This window comes from Arthrobacter sp. KNU-44 (genome assembly GCF_051843155.1).
Classification (GTDB): domain Bacteria; phylum Actinomycetota; class Actinomycetes; order Actinomycetales; family Micrococcaceae; genus Arthrobacter.
Window position 1 is genome coordinate 4304520 of the sequence record NZ_JBPXNG010000002.1, and the last position, 17403, is coordinate 4321922.

A 17403-nucleotide genomic window follows, 5' to 3' on the forward strand; every position below is an offset into this window, starting at 1 on the left:
GTCCATACCCGTCCACACCAGCAAGGAGCAGAGATGGAAGCCGCACCCTATGGAGTTGTGCACTTCTTCCCAGGAGGCACGAAGGACCAATACGAGGCGTCAATTGCCGCTGTCCACCCAGGAGAGGGGCTGCTGCCCGACGGTCAGACTTTCCATGCCGCAGGCCCCTCGGCCGGCGGTTGGACGATCATGGCCGTCCACGAATCGAAGGAAAGTTGGGAGAACTTCCGCGACGGCATTCTCATGCCCCGCATGCAGGCGGGCATCGAGGGCGGATTCGAGTCGCCCCCGGAAGAGACCGTCGTCGATCTGTACAAGGTCATGCCCTAACTATTCGAAAAGGCCGCCCCCAGGTCTCGCGGGCGGCCTCCGTCCATTCGCGGCGGAAGTGGAAAGGAAACAGTCGTGGCCTCGATAGTGAACTACTTCGAAGTCGGTTCTCCCGATCCCGAGAGCGCGCGGGCCTTCTACAGCTCGCTTTTCGACTGGACTTTCGGTGCGTCCTCGCCTGCCAGCTACCAGATGGTGAATGGCGACAAGGGCGGGCTGTGGGACACGTCATCGCTCGAGGAAACGTCGTGGGCGATCTTCTACGTGCAAGTCGACGATGTGAAGGCCGCGATCGCCAGGGCCGAGTCACTCGGTGCGAGCGTAGCCATCCCGTTCGTCGACAACGGCGCGATAGAGTTCGCGCACCTCCTGGACCCGCACGGCAACCGTTTCGGTGTGTGGCATCCCAAACGGGAGGGCTGAGGCGACGGGGATCATCCGCACACTTGCACCACTCGATGAAAAGGACAAGTGCATTGACACTCGATACATTGCCCGTAATCGACTTCTCCCGTCTGGATGCAGGGCCGGAGGAGGCCTCCCGATTCCGTGACGAACTGCGCGATGCCATGCATGAGGTTGGCTTCCTGTATCTGGCCGGCCACGGCATCCCGAAGGAGTTGACGGACGCCATTCTCGACGTGTCGCGCCGCTTTTTCGAGCTGCCCGAGGAGGAAAAACTCGCGATCGAGAACGTCCGCAGCCCCCAGTTCCGCGGCTACACCCGCGTTGGCGGCGAGCTCACGGACGGCGGGATCGACTGGCGCGAGCAGATCGACATCGGCGTCGAACGTGACACTGTTGAGCCGGGTCCCGGTGTCGCGGAATATTGGCGCCTCGAGGGGCCCAACCTGTGGCCCGATGCGCTGCCGGAAATGCGGGAGATTGTCTCGGAATGGACCGAACGGCTAAGTACTATCTCGCTGACCCTGTTGCGGGCCCTGGCAGTTTCCCTCGGAGCGCCCGAGGACACTTTTGATGCGGCATTCGCCGCACGGGCTTTCCCTGTCCTCAAGATCGTGAGATATCCGGGGGAGTCGAACCCGGAACCCAAGCAGGGCGTGGGGTCCCACCGTGATGGAGGTGTGCTGACACTCCTCTTGGTTGAGCCAGGAAAGGGCGGTCTCCAGGTCGAGTATCAAGGGAAGTGGATCGACGCGCCCCAAGTGCCGGGGACTTTCGTGGTCAATATCGGCGAAATGCTGGAACTGGCCACCAACGGCTACCTCAAGGCGACCCTGCACCGGGTCATCTCACCGCTTCGAGGCACGGACCGGATTTCCCTTCCGTTCTTCTACAATCCTGCACTTGACGCGACCATGCCGCAGCTTGCCGTAAGCCCGGAGTTCCAGGCAAAAGCCCGCGGCTTGTCGGTTGACCCGACGAACAGTCCGATTTTGGAAACCTACGGGGACAACGCCCTCCGCTACCGGCTTCGGGCCCACCCGAACGTCGTCGCAGAGCATCATGCCGACCTGCTGTGAGCCTGACAGTACGGTGCCGGATAATGGGGTCATGGATTTCGAATTGCTCACCATACAGGACTGTCCCCATGGCACCGCGGCCCGGGAACTGTTCTCCCGGGCCGTTGAACTGGAAGGGAAGGACCCGGCCTTGATTGCGGCCAGGGAGATCACAAGCGACGAAGAGGCCGAAGCATCCGGATTCCACGGATCCCCGACATTCACGGTGGACGGAATTGACCTCTTCCCCTCTGCGACAGAGCCGGCCATGACGTGTCGCGTCTACCGTAGGGCTGGTGGCCTCTCCGGCCTGCCCAGCCTGGAATCGCTTCGACAGGCGATCCAGGCCACGCTGGCCGCTTAACATCAGCCCGCGACTCGTGCCGCTGCAACCACGGGGTGGTCCCGGCCGAGGTTCCCCAGTGCCGATCCTCCTTGTGGGGATCCGAGTTCCTCGAAGAACTCGACGTTGGCCCGGACATAATCTGCCCACTCATCCGGAACGTCGTCCGAGAAGTAGATCGCCTCGACCGGGCACACGGGATCGCAGGCGCCGCAGTCCACACATTCGGACGGGTGGATGTAGAGCGAGCGTTCGCCTTCGTAGATGCAGTCCACCGGGCATTCATCGATGCAGGCTTTGTCCTTGACGTCCACGCAGGGCTGCGCGATCACGTAGGTCATGACGCGCTATACACCCGTGTAAACGGTCTTGCCCCAAGTGAAGAAGTCCAGTGCGGACTTGCCCTGCTCCCGGAAGGTGTTCGTGGAGGAGTCCTTCACGCCACCGAACGGCACGTTCAAATCCAGACCCGCCGTGGGACGGTTCACCTTGATCACTCCGGCCTGCGCCCGCGCGGCGAAGTCCGTGGCCAAGGCCAAGGAATCGGTGCAGATGCCTGCGGTGAGGCCGTAGCGGGAGCCGTTGATCGCGGCGAGGCCGGCCTCGTAATCGGGCACCCCCAGGACTGCGACCACCGGACCGAAGATTTCCTCCGTCACGGCGGCATCGTCAAAGGCAATGTCAGTGAGGACAGCGGCTGGGAAGAGCAGAGCGCCGGAGGGGTCGCCGTCGTACTCTCCGTGAAGGAGGGTGGCGCCGCGTTCGACGGCGGTGCGCACCGCTGCTTGGTCCTGTTCGAACTGCTGGCTGCTCACCACAGCGCCCATCTTGGCGCCGTCGAGCCCGTCACCGGCGGTGTAGCCCGCGGCCTCCACAACAAGGGCTTCGAGGAACGCGTCCCGGATGCCCGGGGTGACGTAGACCCGGGACGTTGCCGTGCACGCCTGGCCCGTGAGCCCGAACGCGCCGGCTGCGACTACCGCGGAGGCCTTCTGCGGATCGGCGTCGTCGAGCACCAGGACGCCGTTCTTGCCGCCCATTTCGAGCTGGACGCGGGCGCGGCGGGCATTCAGGATTTCCTGGAGTCCGAGCCCCACTTTGGTGGATCCGGTGAAGGACAGCCCTGCGATGCGGGTATCACGTGCCAAAGCGTCTCCGACCACGCGGCCCTTGCCGTGGACCACGTTGAATACTCCGGCGGGAAGCCCGGCGTCCTGCAGGGCGCGGGCAAGGTGCGTCGCGGAGAGCGGGGTGAGTTCGGCCGGCTTGATGACGACGGCGTTGCCGCTGATGAGTGCGGGGGCGGCCTTCCATGCCGGGATGGCGATGGGGAAGTTCCAGGGGGTGATGAGCCCGACGACGCCGAGCGGCTCGCGCCGGGTGGTGATGGTGGTGTCCGGGAGGCCGCTGGGAAGTACTTCGCCGGTGGCGGCCCAGCCGAGGGAGCCGAAGAAGCGCAGGACGTCCGAGGCGCGCTTGACCTCTCCCTTGGCTTCGACGAGGGTTTTGCCTTCCTCGCGGACAAGGTCCTCGGCGATCGCGCTTTGGCGCTCGAGGAGGAGGTTGCCGGCGGTCATGAGGATGGCGCCGCGGGCAGGGGCGGGCAGGGCTGCCCAAGCCGGCTGGGCGGCGGCAGCGGCGGTGATGGCCGCGTCGACGTCATCGGCGGTGCCTCGCGGGGAGAGGGCAGCGAGTTCCTCCGGGCGGGCCGGGTTGATCCGCTGGATTTCTGGGTCTCCGATCCATTCGCCGTTAATCAGGTGCTGCGCTGCGGCAACATCCTTGCGGGTGGAGGTTGCGGATTCGGTAGCGGTGGAAGTCATGGTAATCCTTTGGCTTAGCGGTTGGGATTGGGCATTAGGGCTGTTCGGGCGGAGATCGGCGCCTAGAGGCTCCGGATCAGGCCTCCGTCACAGCGAAGCGCGACGCCGGTGATGTAGGAAGCCGGGGCACTGCAGAGGAACGCGCCGGCGGCACCGAACTCCTCCGGTTCGCCGTACCGTCGGGCTGGAATGGTCTTGCGGGATTCGAGTTGGATCTCCTCAGGCGTGGTGCCGCGGCGTTTGGCCGCCGCCCGGTCCAGTTCGGCGACGCGATCGGTGGCGATGCGTCCGGGCAAGATCATGTTGACTGTGACGGCGTCGAGGGCCACTTCCGCCGCAAGCGTCTTGAGGTACCCGGCCAATGCTGCGCGGCCTGTGTTGGAGACGGCGAGGTTGGGCAGGGGTGCCACAATTCCGCTGGATCCGATGGCCAGGATCCGTCCCCAGCGCCGCTCCCGCATCCCCGGAAGGATCCTCGAGACAAGGGCGTGGTGCGGCTTCACGAGCAACTCGAACGCCGCCGCGATGTCGTCGGCGCCAAGGCTCGCGGCTGCCCCGGGCTTGGGGCCGGGGCCGTTGAGGACGAGGATGTCGATGGGACCGAGAAGTTCCACGGCGCGTTCGACGGCGGCGGTCACTCCGTCCGCGGTACTGAGGTCCGCTTCAACAGCCACGGCGCTGTGGCCGTCTGCCTCCAGCTCCGCCGCGATCTTCTCGGCCAGCTCGCCCCGGCGGCCGGTGATGGCAACCCGGACGCCTTCGGCCGCGAGGCCGCGGGCGACAGCCAGTCCCAGCCCTCCCGTGGAGGCGGCGACGAATGCGGTCTTTCCACTGATTCCGAAGTCCATCAGAGCCTTCCTGCTGTGTGGGCGGTGGGGGCGAGCGAGAGATCCAAAGCGCGGGCTGCTTCTGCCAGATGCGTCAGCATTCCGTTCCTGAGGACCTCCGGGAAAGGAGCCGCGGGCGGGCGGACGCCGGAGTCCTTGATGAGGCCCCGTTCACGGAAGCACTCCTTCCGGACCGCCAGGGCGATCCGGGCCTGCTGCTCGAAGTTGATGAGTGGCATGTACGGGAGCAATGCGTCCCGGGCGGCGTCGTAGCCACCCGACTGCCAGGCGCGGACGCAGGCCACGAGGGCTTCCGGGTAGGAGAACCCCGTCATGGCGCCGGCAGCGCCGGCCACCAGCTCGTCGAGGAGCCCCTGACCGCCCAGCCCACCGAACACGGAGACCTCGACGGCGGCCGCCAGTTGGGCGATGGCCACACTGGTGGGCGGGGCCTCAGCCTTGACTGCGATAACGAACTTGCACGCCTGGACCACGTAAATGAGCGCTTCCGTGCTGATGCTGACACCGCTGGCCACCGGGTAGTCCTGCAGGACAACTTTGGCGCCGGTGGATTGGTGGATGGCGTTCAGGTGCGCGATCACCACTTCCGGGCGTGCCGAATTTGCCTGCACCATGACTGCCGCGATCCGGTTTCCCGCCACGGCCTGGGCAGCGCGGATTTCTTCGACAGCCGTGCCCGTGAAGAGCGAGGTCACACCGACCACGAGGGGCAATCGGGTTTCTTCGACGACAACTTCCAGCGCCAGGCTGCGCTCCGCTGCGGTCAGGGCGGCGGCCTCGCCGAAGACACCCAGGACAGTCAGCCCTGTGGCGCCGATGGATTCATAGTGCTCCACCAACTGGGCCAGGCTGTCGGTGTCCAGATCGAGGGTGCTGGCCTGGAATGGCGTGGCGACGACGCCCCACACTCCGGGTGGTAGTGCTTCCCGCATTGGATTGTCCTTCCTTACGTGCTGAAGTTCGGGGTCTTGCATCTGTTCGTGCTGCATTCAGCGGCCCGGCCACACAGGCGGGCGCTTTTCCTGGAAAGCGCGTACGCCTTCGGCGGAGTCTTCGCTGTCGAGGGCGGCCATGAGGGCCGGCAGCCTGAGGCCGCGGGCTTCCGCGGCGCTCAAGTGGCTCGTCCTGCTGACCATTTGTTTGACGGCCCGGACGGAGCTCGGCGCGCAGGCGAGGATCTGGTCGACCCAGCGCTGCACCGCGGCGTCGAGCTCCCCAGCCGGAACAACTTCGTTGACGAGGCCCATCGACTGCATCTCTGCAGCATCGGCCTTCCGGCCGGTGAGGAGCAGGCCCATCGCTTGCGTATAGGGGACGCGGCGCACCAGCTGATGGATGCCGCCGTCGAGCGCCAGGCGCCCGACCCGCGGTTCGGTGAGGCCGAAGCGGGCCGTGTCCGCGGCAACGACGATGTCGGCGCCGAGCACGATCTCCATGCCGCCGCCCAGCGCATAGCCGTTCACCCGGGCAATGACCGGAATGTCCAGGCTCGTCCGCAGGCTCAGTCCGCCGAAACCGTTGGGGTCAAGCTCCGCCCAGTACTGCAGGCCGGTCTTGTCCACGGCGGAGGCGGACATGTCCGCGCCGACGCAGAACGCCCGCGTGCCGGCACCGGTGATGACGACGGCGCGCACGGCAGGATCAGCTTCGATCTGGTTCCAGATGTCATTGAGCCTGGCCTGGGCAGTCCCGTCCACCGCGTTGAGCACGTGCTGGCGGTCGATCACCACTGTGGCCACGTGGTTCTCGATGGCCAGCGTGACCTGGTCCACGATTGCCTTCTCTTCTATCGAAGCAGTCACCGGAGAACTCCCAATTTCTGCAGGCGCTCGATGGTTTCAGCGTCGAAGCCGTTCTCCAGGAGGACCTCAACGTTGTGCTCGCCGAGCCGCGGCGCCACGCGCCGGATGGAAGGCGGGGTAGCAGACAAGCGAATGGGGGCGTTGAGCATCTTCACGGTGCCGACGCCCGGGTGCTCGGCCTCGACGATCATGCCGTTGGCCTCGGTCTGCGCATCGGCCAAGGCCTGTTCCAGGGTGTGGACGGGGGCGTTGAGCAGGCCTTGGCTTTCCAACTGGTTGGTCCAGTACTCGGTGGTGTTCGTGGCGATGCGCTCCCGGAAAATCGCCTGCAGGGCCGGCTTGTGCTTGAACTGCTGCTCAAGGTTGGCGAACTCCGGCCGCTGGGTGAGGTCTTCATCCAGTCCCAGCGCTTCGGAAATCCGCGCGAGCGGGTCGGGGGTGAAACCGCCTACCATGCAGACGGCGCCGTCGGTGGTTTCAAAGACGCCGCTCAGCGGCATGGCGCCCCAATTGACTTCGTAGCCGCGGTTGAGCTGCATGCATGCCTCCTGCATCTGCAAGTGCAGCATGGAGTCGTACATGGTCACCTCGACCTTTTGCCCGACGCCGGACGTCTCCCGGGTGCGCAACGCCAGCAGGATGCCCTGCATGAGGTGCATGCCGGTGATGTAGTCGCACAGCGTGGTGGGGTAGATGGCCGGCTTCATGTCGTCGGACTCGCGCCGCCACATCACGCCCGAGTACGCCTGTGCGATCGCATCCTGGCCCCCCTTGTGGGAGTACGGCCCAACCGGGCCGAAGCCCGTGCCGGAGGCCCAGATGATGCCCGGGTTCGCGGCTTTCAGTTCCTCATAGCCGAAGCCCATCCGCTCCATCACGCCGGAACGGAAGTTGCTGACGACGACGTCGGCGTCGGCCATGACCCGGCGGAGGACGGCCTTGCCCTCGTCGGTGCGGGTGTCCACGGAAACGCTTCGCTTGTTCCGGTTGATGGACAGGAAAATGGGGTTGTCCTGGCCGTCCTTGTCCGGGAACGAGTTGCGCGAGATGTCGCCGGCGCCCGGACGTTCCACCTTGATGATGTCCGCGCCGTAGTCGCCCAGCAGCTGGGTGCAGGACGGTCCCATGAACACTTGGGTGAAGTCCACGATCTTGGTGCCGTCGAGGGGGAGCGGGATGCCGTTGGGCTTGGCAGCGGCGCCAGGCGCCGCCGTCGTGGTTTCCTCAAACTCATCGAGAAGGGTGTCGGTGCTCATGCCCCCACCGCCACTTCGCTGTCAAGGGTAGCGTTCGACGACGGGACGTCGCCCGGGTCTGCACCGTGCCGGCGCATGCCCTGCTGGATGTCCAGCGCGGAAACCTCGCGGACAAGGGTACCGTTCTCGACCGCCAGAGCCGCGGCGACGCCGACTGCCTGGCCCATGGCCATGCAGGGCGGGATCTCGCGGGACATCTTCTGTGCTTCCGGGGTGGCCGAGTAGTGGCGCCCGGCGACGAGCAGTTGGTCTACTTCCTTGGGAAGCAGCGAGCGGTACGGGTAGTAGTAATCGCGGCCGCGGGCCACGGTGTCCGCGAAGTGGCGGCGGGAGGTGACGTCGTCCTTCGTCATGACGTATTCGCCCTCGAGCAGGCGGGTTTGCCTTACGCCCATTTGGGAGGCGACGTCCAGCATGTAGCAGTTCTCAAAGCCCGGCAGGTGGGCGCGGACGTACTCAACGGCCTCGGTGATCCGGTCCCGTGCGGCGAACTCGGCGGCGGTCATGTCCGCTGGGTCCACGCCGTCGTATCCGGTCATGTGGGGAGCGTTGCACCAGACGACGCCGTCGATGGGTGTCTTGAGCCACCACAGTTCCCAGGCGCCGCCGAGGAGGCGCTTGATGGTGCGGTTGATGGCGCGGGCTTCCTTCGGGTTGGCCTGCTCGAAAGCCTCGGCGGCAGCGGTGTCAACGTTGCCCAGGCGGAAAACGAGCGTGGTGAGGTAGCTGTCCTTGATGTGGCTGGCGCCGGCACGGGAGGCGACGTCGATGTCTCCGGTCGTGTCGATGACGATGTCCGCCATGAACGCCTGCGGGCCGGACTTGGTCTCGCAAATGACACCCTTGATGACGCCGTTGTCCACGATCGGGCGGGAGAACCAGGAGTGCAGGCGGAGGTTGACTCCGGCTTCGCGGACGAGGTCGTTGGAGACCCGCTTCCAGCCGTCGGGGTCGAAGGCAGCGGCGTAGCAAATCGGCTTGGGGTTCGTGTGTGAGTGGAAGTCGAAGGTGCCGTAGCGGCCCCACTTGTTCCAGAGTTCCTCGGAGGTCTTGCGGTCATCGGCGGGCGGGACAACCGCAAGGCCGAGCTTCTGCAGCCGTTCGACGTACTCCGAAACGATGCCAGTGACCGTGATTTCCTGGCCGTTGATCATGTCGTCGAGCACCAGGACCATGCCTCCGGAGGCGAGTCCGCCGAGCGAGGAGTAGCGCTCCAGGAGCGTGACGGATGCGCCGGAACGTGCTGCGGTGACCGCGGCGGCCACGCCGGCGGGCCCACCGCCGACCACGAGGACGGCGGAGCGGGAGATGACGGGCGCGGTGAGATCCGCCGTCGTCGTACTGAGTTCCAGTGACGATGTGCTGGCAAAGGAGTTCATGGAGGAGGATCCTTACTTCCCGGCGGGCATGCCGTTGGAACGGTTGCCGGGGTGTAGACGAGGTGCCCGGGAGGAGTTCGCGGCGATGCACGCAGCGAACCAGGCCCGGGCGGAGGGCATGACGAGTAGAGGTCCCGCGGGACCTGGACACGGAAATAGAGATTTTTGCGAACGGACGTCCAAGGGTCCGTGCGTGTATGGGAGCAGGCGGCGGCTAGCGCCGGGTGATCACCACACGTGAGGGGCGTTGACCCATATTGCTACGCATACCTCTTCGTAGCTGTTTTTGTACCAGTGAGGCGTATCCGACGAGAAAGTGATCGAATCGCCCGCCTCAAGCGTGTAGCACTGGCCGTCCAGGAAGATGTCTTTCCTTCCCGAGAGGATGATCCCGAATTCCTCGCCGCTGTGGCGGAAAGGAGTGGCGCTGGTGTCGTGGCCTGGCGGGCTCACGATCCATTGGGCCTCCAAGGCGCCGTTGAGGTCCGGGGTCAGGAGCTCGTAAACGGCCTCGCCCACGGACTTCTTGGTGACGCCTTTGAGGTTTCGCCGTTCGGCCTTGCGGACAACCGGCGATCTGGTCTCTTCCTGACCGATGAAGAATTTCCCGACGGGAATGTCCAGGCCGTGGGCCAGCTGTGCCAAAGTGGTGAATGATGGATTGGCCAGCCCACGTTCGATCTGGCTGACGATCGCCGGGCTGAGACCGGTGATTTCCGAGAGTTTGGACAGGGTCATCCCCTTGTCCTTGCGCATCGTGCGGACCTTGTTGCCGACAGTTGCCAGAAGCGCGCTCGTGCCGGCCGGTGAGGATGCCGTGATGATCTCGTTGGTCATGATCCAGCTTTCTCTCGGTGAGCTGACTCACATAACTATAGTGAAAAATTTTAGCGAATCAATGGTTTGGTGAAATTTTCTTCTCCGCCCGAACTGAGCGGCGTCCTGCGGCGGCGGACTCCTCACTGCTCGCGGCGCGGCGAGGGCTATTTATCAAAAAGCATTGACCTGGTGAATATCTTCAATATAGTTAAGTGAGTCGCATCACGTGGGGAAGTTTGCAACACGATCGACAGACGCGGGCGCTTCAGCCTTCTGGCGGAAGGCCCAGCCCAGCCCCACGTCCACCCTCGTGTTTCCCTACTGATCCTGCGGCATCCAAGCAAGCCATCCACGCTCCCCTTACCGGACTGGATGTCCCCGTTTGCTTCAAAGCGCTACGAAGAGGCACGCGTAGCTATCTGGGCTAACTCGCTTCCCATGAGGTGAGCTGGTTCGGCCCCGCCGGACCAAGCCAAAATGATAGTTTCGATCACCGTCCATACCCCCTGGGTGGCAACGGTGATCCGTACCCTCACGCACCGCGAAGGTGCGGAGGAAGGAAAGAATCATGACTGACACTGTCGTCAAGAATGGCCCGGAGAGCGCCCGGAAATCCCGGCTCTCTCCGGAAATCCGCCGCGGGCTGCTGGGCCTCGGACTCGGGAACACCCTTGAATGGTACGACTGGATGGTCTTCGGACTCCTGTCGGCCTTCATCGGGCCAAAGTTCTTCCCCTCGCAGGACCCCACCGCCGCAACCCTTAACGCCTTGGCGGTCTTCGCCGTCGGCTTCGCGTTCCGTCCGCTCGGTGGCGTCCTGCTCGGTACCTTCGCCGACAGAATCGGCCGTCGAAAAGTGATGCTCTGGTCCATCATGATGATGGCAGTCACCACGCTGATCATCGCCCTATGCCCGACCTACCAGCAGATCGGTGGCGCTGCCGGCGTCATCCTCCTGATCTGCCGCATCGTGCAGGGCATCTCCACCGGTGTTGAAGCTCCGCTTTCCACCGCACACGCCGTCGAACTGGTTCCCGCGGGGCGCGAAGGGTTCGTCGCAGGCATCATTTCCTTCTTCGTCAACTCGGGCATCCTCCTCGCCTCGCTGGTCAGCTACCTGTGCAGCCTGATGCTGAGCGGGACCGTCATGGCCGACTGGGGTTGGCGCGTTCCCTTCATCGTGGGGGCAATCTTCGGCTTTGTCGTGGTCTACCTTCGCCGGACCCTTCCGGAAACCATGCGGCCCGAGGAGCTTGCGGAGAACTCCTCGAAAGCTGTTTGGGGCGGGGTGCGCAAGCATTGGCTGAGCGTGCTGGCCATCACCTTCGTCGTTGGGGCGGCGCAAGCCTACAACTACGCCTGGAATACGGGACTGCCCACCGCGGCTCGCAGCGGCTTTAAGGAAGACGCCACGGCTGTCTTCGCCCTCACCACCATTCTTGGCGTCGTGCTGGTAGTCGGCAGCCTGGTGGTCGGCAAGTTCGCCGATGGCAAGTCCATTTCCAAGTGGTTCCTGATCACCCGCGCGCTGTCCATTCCTTCGGTCTTCCTGATGCTCATGTACGTCCGTCCGGGCATCGGCGGATTCGCCGCGGTCCTCCTCGGCGGCTCGGTTGTTCTGGTCCTGAACATGACCCTTTACAACGTCGTCACGAGTTCCCTGATGCCCAAGGCCTGCCGCGGCGCCGGAACTTCCCTCGGTTACGGAATCGGCGTCGCCATCTTCGGCGGCACGGCCTCCTACCTCCTGGTCTGGCTCCAGTCCATGAATGCATCGTGGATCTTCCCGGTTTATGTCGCCGTGCTGTCCGTGTTGAGCATTGTGTTCTACGTGCTCGCCCGGCGGAAGAACGGAATTTTCATTGGGAGCTAGGAATATGATCTCGTTTGACCTCAGCGAGTCCGATGTGGAGCTCTACACCGCGGCCCGTCAGCTGCTTCTCACGGCTCACCACGGCGAGAACCACCGGGTGGCCGCGGCCATGCGGGGCGAGTCAGGGACGATCTACCTGGGCCTTCACATCGGCTCGAAACGAATCAACGTGTGCGCCGAATCCAGTGCCCTCGCGAATGCCCGCATCGCGCAGGAAGCCTCGATCCGGTCGTCCGTCGCAGTGAGCATGGACCCACACGGCGAACCCCAGGTCACCAATCCTTGCGGCGTTTGCCGGGAACTGCTGCGGAACTATGGGCCCGAGGCAACTGTCCTGGTTGATGCCGGGGGAGAGGTTGGAAGCGTCGGCTTGGAGGAACTCCTGCCGTATCCCTGGATGCGGGCCACCGAGACCGAATGGACCACCCAACCGCCGGAAGCCATGACGTCCTACTGAATGCAATGGAAATGGCCGGGACTCATGAGTCCCGGCCATTTCTTCAGTTCGGTGCTATTCGACCGGTACTATTCGACCCGGTCAAGCCATCTCTTGGACGTCAGTGCTTTGTGGCCGCGCTTGCGAACGATAGACGTTCGGCCAAGCCAATTCCGGCCCCGGGGAGGCCCGGCCTCGGCCAAGGCAGGGGAGGAGGCTTCCGGTGCCGCCCCTGATGCGGCCGGCTGGCTCGGACACAGGTCCGTGATCAGTCCCATTCCCGCACTTCGCGGATTCCCACAACTGCGGCGCGTTTGGTCTCAAAATCCTTCGAGACCGCCATGACGGTCCCGTCTGCTGCCTTCAGCCGGAACCTGTAGCGTTCCCGGGCATCGACAAACAGTTCAAACTTCCCAGCCATTGGCTGACCTCCCCAATAGAGACATATCGTCCTTCATTGACCGTACCCGGCGGCCACCAAAAAGCAAAGCACCCTTAGTGTTTTAGCCGATATGCCGCTCGGATGCCGCGATCCGAGCGGAATGTGGTTGCCGGATGCAGTGCTGACGTGTAGCTTTGGCGATGCAAAGTAACCTTAGTAATACCCGCCACCGCCGGGTCCGCGGTTCAGCAGGAGGTACAGCAGTGGGTATCGGATCATCCATCTTCCTTATCGCGATAGGCGCCATTCTGGCCTTCGCCATCCCCGGAGATGTCGTGTCTTTCATCGACCTCCATATGGTCGGCTACATCCTGATGGTCGTTGGCGTCATCGGCTTGATCGTTTCCCTTTTCGTGTTCGGCCCGCGCCGGACCCGCCGAATCAGCGAAAGCCGCGCCACAGTTGACCCGGTCACGGGGGACCGCATCGTGACCCGGGACACCCGCGACGGCGGAATCTAGCAACAGCAGGAACAAAGGGGAGGGTCGGCGTGCCGGCCCTCCCCTTTTCGATGCACCCGGACGGCTTGTGGCAGCTCAGGCCAGGAACAGGCGCCGGTTCCTAACCGCCACTTCCCTTGCCGTTGCTCTTGTGATGTCCCGGTGCCGGTGCCACCGGAACAGGCGCAGCCGGCGTGGATGGCTCAATGCTCGGTGAGGGCGTCGGCGTAGGGGTGTTGGGCGTGGGCGTTGCCGAGACGGACGGGTCCGGGGCCGCGGGAGCAGGCGACTGGAAGGCGCTCACGCCAACGATCACCAGGGCGGCGGCCAGAAGTGCGGCGGCGACAGCTAACGCCGATCTGCGCGCGCGGCTTACGGGCTTCCCTCGCCTCGCCGTTGCCTCGGGCTGCACCCGCATCTGGATGGTTGCCTTGGCGGTGCGGGGCGGGCGGTCGGGCATGCGGGGAAGAGCCTGCGTGGCTCCGTTGGCGCCAGCGGGTATCGCCGCTGGGACGCCGGAACCGAAGGCACTCCGAAGTGCTTGCTCAACCTCTAGTGCGCCAGGCCGCGCAGAAGGTTCAGTCAATGTCATGGCGGTGAGGAGGTCAACCCAGCGCGCCCCCAGGGCCTCCGGTACACGGGGTGGGCGGTGGAGCCTCGCGACGGCCGACTCCACGCTGGTTCCCGGGTATTCGAGCTTTCCGGTCAGGCATTCGAGGAGGAGGAGTCCGAGGGAGTAGATATCGCTTGACGGTCCGAGGACAGAGCCGGTGGCCTGTTCCGGGCTCAGGTATGCTGCGGTTCCCACCATCGTGCCTGTTGCGGTCAGGCGCGTTCCCTCCATGATGCGGGCGATCCCGAAGTCTGTGAGCTTGGGCCGGATGGGGGATCCTACAGGGGTATCAGGCAGGAGGACATTCGCGGGTTTGATATCGCGGTGGATGATCCCGCGCCCATGGACGTAGTCCAGGGCCGAAGCCAGATCCGCTCCTATATGGGCTACGTCCCGGGGCGACAGCGGTCGGCCCCGCAATCCGGCATACAGGTCCGGACCGTGAATCAGTTCCATGGCGAGGAATGTCCGGGCATGCTCTGGGTCCCGATCGTCGGTACCGGCGTCGAAGAGAGTGACGAGTGAGGGATGATTGAAAGTCGCCAGGAGCCGCATCTCGTTTTCATGCCGGGCAAGCTCGTCCGGCCCGCCGAGCAGGGGAGAAAAGAGCTTCAGCGCCACGTCGCGGCCTAGCCTCTCATCTTGCGCCCGGTACACCGACGCGGTGGCGCCGCGGCCGATCAAGGTTCCCAACCGGTACCGACCAGCTACAAGGGCATCGCTGTCTCCAGCAATAAGGCCATCAGGCACGGTTTCACCTCGCTTTCTTCGAACCGACGGAGCCCGTACAGTCTAGGCCCCCTTGCCGGGCCATGGACATTCGTCCCCTCTGGGGTAATCGTCCGGCCCTAGGGGAAGGTTACTGTTCGGCAGCGCGGGCCAGATCGAGCGTTTTCGAGATGACTGCCACGCGCTGCTCCACTGTTGCGTGCGGAGGGGCGGCAACTTTGATTCCCCGAAAATCCTTGCCGGACGCCGGACCCGCCGCGCGCAGGCATTCCTCAATGCGGTTAGCCGTCAAGAGGGACCCCGACTCGAGGACATCCAGGTCCCCAGGCGATTCGACGTCCGGACGGGCGGGCAGCGAGGTTGGAGGCGCAGGAGGTACGTGCACATCGGCCCAGGCCGCACCGTACCGGGTATCAACCGCTGCGCAGCCTGAGAGCACAAACCCTCCGAGCAGGTCATTCCCGCGAAGGAAGTCGATGTGCTCCAGAGCGGCATCCGGGTTGCGTTGCTCAATCACGGACCGCCCCCAGTTGACGGCAATGCCCATGGATCGGCCGCTTGACTCGTTTACCCCGTGCACTGTTTCCGCTTCAACGTGGAGCGGGAGAAATCCTTTGGAAGGCACTTGCCCAGGGACAAATGCATCACAGTGCTCAAGCACAATCCGCGCACCGTTCCACTGCCAGTCAGAAATTTCCTTCAGCGAGTCGGCCAAGGCGGCCGCAGAAGCCGCCTGTCCATCTGCCCAAGGCGCTGAATGGATCTCAACGGCAACAACCGCGGCTCGGGCAAGGCTCTCGTTGAGCCTTCCGGCGGCGTTCAGCGCCTCTCGAATGAAGTCGATTGCCGCCTTGCGCCCGGCATTGGAAGTTGAGGCCAGGCCGAAGCCGGGGTCTGAGCCAAGGCGGGCCATGGTCCCGGGAATGGTGGTCACGATGAAGTCTGCTTGCTCTGGCAGCTGCCGCAATAACCAGGATTCGTCGTCCTTGTGCAGCTTCCCCGCGAAGGGGACTTCGAGGCCGGCAACGCCGTCCAGTTCCAAGACAGATTTGAGGAACTTGCCTTCAGCCGACGGATCCCAACCGTTCAAGCTTGGTGCTGCCGCATAGGCCCCTATGAAGAATTTGCTCATCGACTGACCGGTTCATGGTTCCCGAGGAGCGGCAGTTCATCGCGCCGGGGGAGCCCCTCCCAGTCGCCGGGGACGAGGCACACAAAAGCACCTGTGCTGACGGCTGTCTGAAGACGCTCCTCAGCCTCCAAGCCTCCGACGAATTCGGCCAGGTAGCCCGCGACGAACGCGTCTCCGGCACCCACGGTATCGAGGGCATCGATGACCAGTGCGCCCTGTCTGAAGACCTTGCCGTCGACGAATGCCAAGGCGCCGTCTGCGCCCAACTTGATAAGCACTTGGCTGGGCCCCATGGCCGCGATGCGTCTGGCGGCCTCCTCGGCGTCGCGGACTGTCCCGACTGCGAGTTCGGCCTCTTCGAGACCGGCGAAAACGATGTCGACGTCCGGGATAATTTCGCGGTAGGCGCTTCCGGCGGCCTCGGTGCTCCAGAGCTTACTACGGTAATTCAGGTCGAAAGAGACCGGAACACCGGATGATTTGGCCGCGGCGATAGCGTACTGAAGGGTGGAAGCGGCTTGCGGAGAAAGCGCCGGGGTGATTCCGCTGACGTGGAGCAGGGCGGCCCCGGCAATCAGCCGTTCGTCGACGTCGTCGGGGACAATCCGTGAGCCTGCACTGCCGGAACGGTAATACGCAACTTTCTGGGCTGTGGGGGTCCGACGTTCCTTGATCATCAGACCCGTGGGCGCGTCGTCGTCGACTATGGCGCGGACATCCACGCCCTCAGCGCGGATCTCCCGTGCTACAAGCTGGCCGAGGGAATCCGCGCCGATCCGGCCGCACCAGACGGCCTGGACACCCAAACGTTGCAGGCCGATGGCAACATTGGACTCAGAGCCTCCGATGCCGAGGCTCATGGTGGACGCATGGGCAAGCGGGCCGGCCTTGTCCGAAGCCATGAGCGCCATGGTTTCCCCAAGGGTGACGACATATGTTCCGTGACTCATAGGGATTCACGTGCCTCATCAACGAAGTTTCGGACCCGTCGGGCCCGTGCGGTCAGTTCAGCCAGGCTCCCGCCTTTGAAGGCGTCGCCGAGGAGCGGTCCTCCGAGACTGACTGCCAATGCTCCTGCACGAATCCATGCCGGCACGTCTTCGATATTGACACCGCCGGAAGGGACCACCTGAATGTCGGGGAAGGGGCCGCGGAGTTGCGATATGTAGCCGGGCCCGACCGTGGAGGCGGGGAAGACCTTGACGGCTGTGGCGCCCAGCTTCCAACCGGTGTGGAGCTCGGTGGGGGTGAGCCCGCCAGGAAAGACGGGCACCCCGCGTCGGGTGCAGGCGGTGATGACGTCCGGTTCGGTGACGGGCGTAACGACGTACGCGGCGCCCAGGTCGAGTGCCGTTTCCGCCTCGGCAGCCGTCGTCACCGTGCCGACGCCGATTTCCACGGATTCGCCGAACCGCTCCCGGAGCAGGGGAAGTTCCTCGAATACTCCCGGCGTGCTCAGGGTCAGCTCGATACTGAACACACCGCCTTCCCGGAGGGCCTCGATGACGGGGGCGTAGTCCTTCGCGTGCCGGGCCCTCAGCACTGCAACGACCCTGGAGTCGCGGAGTATGGCGGACGGGGCTGCGCGGGAGTCGGTGCCCGGGGTTTCGGGACGGAACATAGATGTCCTTCGTACGGTGGTTGGTTGGCGGGGGCTCCCGACGGCGGCACTCGC

20 protein-coding genes are annotated in these 17403 nt (G+C 64.4%); 7 read left to right on the plus strand and 13 right to left on the minus strand.

Annotation, left to right across the window (positions count from 1 at the left end; genetic code table 11):
* The first annotated feature begins 33 nt into the window (after window positions 1-33).
* The 4 genes from ACSVHC_RS21160 (at window position 34) to ACSVHC_RS21175 (ending at window position 2157) form a co-directional block, all read left to right on the plus strand.
* Entirely contained in the window at window positions 34-330 is a 297-nt protein-coding gene (locus tag ACSVHC_RS21160; protein WP_437770148.1) for a hypothetical protein, read from the plus strand.
* Window positions 331-405: 75 nt separating this feature from the next.
* Entirely contained in the window at window positions 406-753 is a 348-nt protein-coding gene (locus ACSVHC_RS21165) for a VOC family protein (RefSeq protein WP_437770147.1), read from the plus strand.
* 53 nt (window positions 754-806) lie between these two features.
* Window positions 807-1814 (plus strand): isopenicillin N synthase family dioxygenase, encoded by a 1008-nt coding sequence (locus ACSVHC_RS21170; RefSeq protein ID WP_437770146.1) that lies wholly within the window; start codon window positions 807-809, stop codon window positions 1812-1814.
* A gap of 31 nt (window positions 1815-1845) precedes the next feature.
* Entirely contained in the window at window positions 1846-2157 is a 312-nt protein-coding gene (locus ACSVHC_RS21175; RefSeq protein WP_437770145.1) for a hypothetical protein, read from the plus strand.
* A gap of 2 nt (window positions 2158-2159) precedes the next feature.
* Here the strand turns inward: ACSVHC_RS21175 and fdxA are convergent, their stop codons facing one another.
* The 8 genes from fdxA to ACSVHC_RS21215 form a co-directional block, all read right to left on the minus strand.
* Window positions 2160-2477: a ferredoxin gene (gene fdxA, locus ACSVHC_RS21180; protein ID WP_437770144.1), complete on the minus strand. Its 318-nt coding sequence runs from the start codon at window positions 2475-2477 to the stop codon at window positions 2160-2162.
* Window positions 2478-2483: 6 nt separating this feature from the next.
* Complete coding sequence (locus ACSVHC_RS21185) at window positions 2484-3959, minus strand: aldehyde dehydrogenase family protein (protein ID WP_437770143.1); 1476 nt, start codon at window positions 3957-3959, stop codon at window positions 2484-2486.
* A 62-nt stretch (window positions 3960-4021) separates the two neighbouring features.
* Window positions 4022-4807 carry an SDR family oxidoreductase gene (locus tag ACSVHC_RS21190; protein WP_437770142.1) on the minus strand — a complete coding sequence of 262 codons (786 nt, stop codon included), beginning with the start codon at window positions 4805-4807 and terminating at the stop codon, window positions 4022-4024.
* On the minus strand, window positions 4807-5739 hold the full coding sequence (locus ACSVHC_RS21195; protein ID WP_437770141.1) for a dihydrodipicolinate synthase family protein: 933 nt from the start codon (window positions 5737-5739) through the stop codon (window positions 4807-4809). The genes ACSVHC_RS21190 and ACSVHC_RS21195 overlap by 1 nt, the downstream gene beginning before the upstream one ends.
* Before the next feature lie 57 nt (window positions 5740-5796).
* Window positions 5797-6609, minus strand: coding sequence for an enoyl-CoA hydratase-related protein (locus tag ACSVHC_RS21200; protein ID WP_437770140.1), 813 nt, complete (start codon window positions 6607-6609; stop codon window positions 5797-5799).
* The gene (locus ACSVHC_RS21205) at window positions 6606-7865 is read right to left on the minus strand and encodes a CaiB/BaiF CoA transferase family protein (protein WP_437770139.1); all 1260 of its coding nucleotides are present in this window, start codon (window positions 7863-7865) and stop codon (window positions 6606-6608) included. The genes ACSVHC_RS21200 and ACSVHC_RS21205 overlap by 4 nt, the downstream gene beginning before the upstream one ends.
* A complete protein-coding gene (locus tag ACSVHC_RS21210) occupies window positions 7862-9244 on the minus strand; it encodes an FAD-dependent oxidoreductase (protein ID WP_437770138.1) in 1383 nt (460 codons plus the stop codon). Before ACSVHC_RS21210 ends, ACSVHC_RS21205 begins: the two co-directional genes overlap by 4 nt.
* Before the next feature lie 228 nt (window positions 9245-9472).
* Window positions 9473-10081: a helix-turn-helix domain-containing protein gene (locus ACSVHC_RS21215; protein WP_236810629.1), complete on the minus strand. Its 609-nt coding sequence runs from the start codon at window positions 10079-10081 to the stop codon at window positions 9473-9475.
* A 550-nt stretch (window positions 10082-10631) separates the two neighbouring features.
* Between ACSVHC_RS21215 and ACSVHC_RS21220 the strand changes: the two genes are divergently transcribed.
* Both ACSVHC_RS21220 and ACSVHC_RS21225 read left to right on the plus strand, forming a co-directional pair.
* On the plus strand, window positions 10632-11936 hold the full coding sequence (locus ACSVHC_RS21220; RefSeq protein ID WP_437770137.1) for an MFS transporter: 1305 nt from the start codon (window positions 10632-10634) through the stop codon (window positions 11934-11936).
* 4 nt (window positions 11937-11940) lie between these two features.
* Window positions 11941-12393, plus strand: coding sequence for a cytidine/deoxycytidylate deaminase family protein (locus ACSVHC_RS21225; RefSeq protein ID WP_437770136.1), 453 nt, complete (start codon window positions 11941-11943; stop codon window positions 12391-12393).
* Between the two features lie 247 nt (window positions 12394-12640).
* On the opposite strand, the gene ACSVHC_RS21230 is transcribed toward ACSVHC_RS21225, so the two are convergent.
* Window positions 12641-12793 (minus strand): YegP family protein, encoded by a 153-nt coding sequence (locus ACSVHC_RS21230; RefSeq protein WP_439181280.1) that lies wholly within the window; start codon window positions 12791-12793, stop codon window positions 12641-12643.
* A gap of 224 nt (window positions 12794-13017) precedes the next feature.
* Here ACSVHC_RS21230 and ACSVHC_RS21235 point away from each other — a divergent pair, with 224 nt between their 5' ends.
* Window positions 13018-13275 carry a DUF6458 family protein gene (locus ACSVHC_RS21235; RefSeq protein WP_078107972.1) on the plus strand — a complete coding sequence of 86 codons (258 nt, stop codon included), beginning with the start codon at window positions 13018-13020 and terminating at the stop codon, window positions 13273-13275.
* 100 nt (window positions 13276-13375) lie between these two features.
* Here the strand turns inward: ACSVHC_RS21235 and ACSVHC_RS21240 are convergent, their stop codons facing one another.
* From ACSVHC_RS21240 to ACSVHC_RS21255, 4 genes are all read right to left on the minus strand, one after another.
* Window positions 13376-14617 carry a serine/threonine-protein kinase gene (locus ACSVHC_RS21240; protein ID WP_437770134.1) on the minus strand — a complete coding sequence of 414 codons (1242 nt, stop codon included), beginning with the start codon at window positions 14615-14617 and terminating at the stop codon, window positions 13376-13378.
* Between the two features lie 109 nt (window positions 14618-14726).
* Entirely contained in the window at window positions 14727-15728 is a 1002-nt protein-coding gene (locus ACSVHC_RS21245; protein ID WP_437770133.1) for a DUF4862 family protein, read from the minus strand.
* Complete coding sequence (locus tag ACSVHC_RS21250; protein WP_439181281.1) at window positions 15725-16678, minus strand: sugar kinase; 954 nt, start codon at window positions 16676-16678, stop codon at window positions 15725-15727. Before ACSVHC_RS21250 ends, ACSVHC_RS21245 begins: the two co-directional genes overlap by 4 nt.
* Complete coding sequence (locus tag ACSVHC_RS21255) at window positions 16675-17349, minus strand: bifunctional 4-hydroxy-2-oxoglutarate aldolase/2-dehydro-3-deoxy-phosphogluconate aldolase (protein ID WP_437770131.1); 675 nt, start codon at window positions 17347-17349, stop codon at window positions 16675-16677. The genes ACSVHC_RS21250 and ACSVHC_RS21255 overlap by 4 nt, the downstream gene beginning before the upstream one ends.
* Window positions 17350-17403: the final 54 nt, after the last annotated feature.

Coding starts and splice junctions, on each gene's coding strand:
- ACSVHC_RS21160 (WP_437770148.1), top strand. CDS start 34: ATGGAAGCCGCACCCTATGGAGTTGTGCACTTCTTCCCAGGAGGCACG.
- ACSVHC_RS21175 (WP_437770145.1), top strand. CDS start 1,846: ATGGATTTCGAATTGCTCACCATACAGGACTGTCCCCATGGCACCGCG.
- fdxA (WP_437770144.1), bottom strand. CDS start 2,477: ATGACCTACGTGATCGCGCAGCCCTGCGTGGACGTCAAGGACAAAGCC.
- ACSVHC_RS21185 (WP_437770143.1), bottom strand. CDS start 3,959: ATGACTTCCACCGCTACCGAATCCGCAACCTCCACCCGCAAGGATGTT.
- ACSVHC_RS21190 (WP_437770142.1), bottom strand. CDS start 4,807: ATGGACTTCGGAATCAGTGGAAAGACCGCATTCGTCGCCGCCTCCACG.
- ACSVHC_RS21195 (WP_437770141.1), bottom strand. CDS start 5,739: ATGCGGGAAGCACTACCACCCGGAGTGTGGGGCGTCGTCGCCACGCCA.
- ACSVHC_RS21205 (WP_437770139.1), bottom strand. CDS start 7,865: ATGAGCACCGACACCCTTCTCGATGAGTTTGAGGAAACCACGACGGCG.
- ACSVHC_RS21210 (WP_437770138.1), bottom strand. CDS start 9,244: ATGAACTCCTTTGCCAGCACATCGTCACTGGAACTCAGTACGACGACG.
- ACSVHC_RS21215 (WP_236810629.1), bottom strand. CDS start 10,081: ATGACCAACGAGATCATCACGGCATCCTCACCGGCCGGCACGAGCGCG.
- ACSVHC_RS21220 (WP_437770137.1), top strand. CDS start 10,632: ATGACTGACACTGTCGTCAAGAATGGCCCGGAGAGCGCCCGGAAATCC.
- ACSVHC_RS21225 (WP_437770136.1), top strand. CDS start 11,941: ATGATCTCGTTTGACCTCAGCGAGTCCGATGTGGAGCTCTACACCGCG.
- ACSVHC_RS21230 (WP_439181280.1), bottom strand. CDS start 12,793: ATGGCTGGGAAGTTTGAACTGTTTGTCGATGCCCGGGAACGCTACAGG.
- ACSVHC_RS21245 (WP_437770133.1), bottom strand. CDS start 15,728: ATGAGCAAATTCTTCATAGGGGCCTATGCGGCAGCACCAAGCTTGAAC.
- ACSVHC_RS21250 (WP_439181281.1), bottom strand. CDS start 16,678: ATGAGTCACGGAACATATGTCGTCACCCTTGGGGAAACCATGGCGCTC.
- ACSVHC_RS21255 (WP_437770131.1), bottom strand. CDS start 17,349: ATGTTCCGTCCCGAAACCCCGGGCACCGACTCCCGCGCAGCCCCGTCC.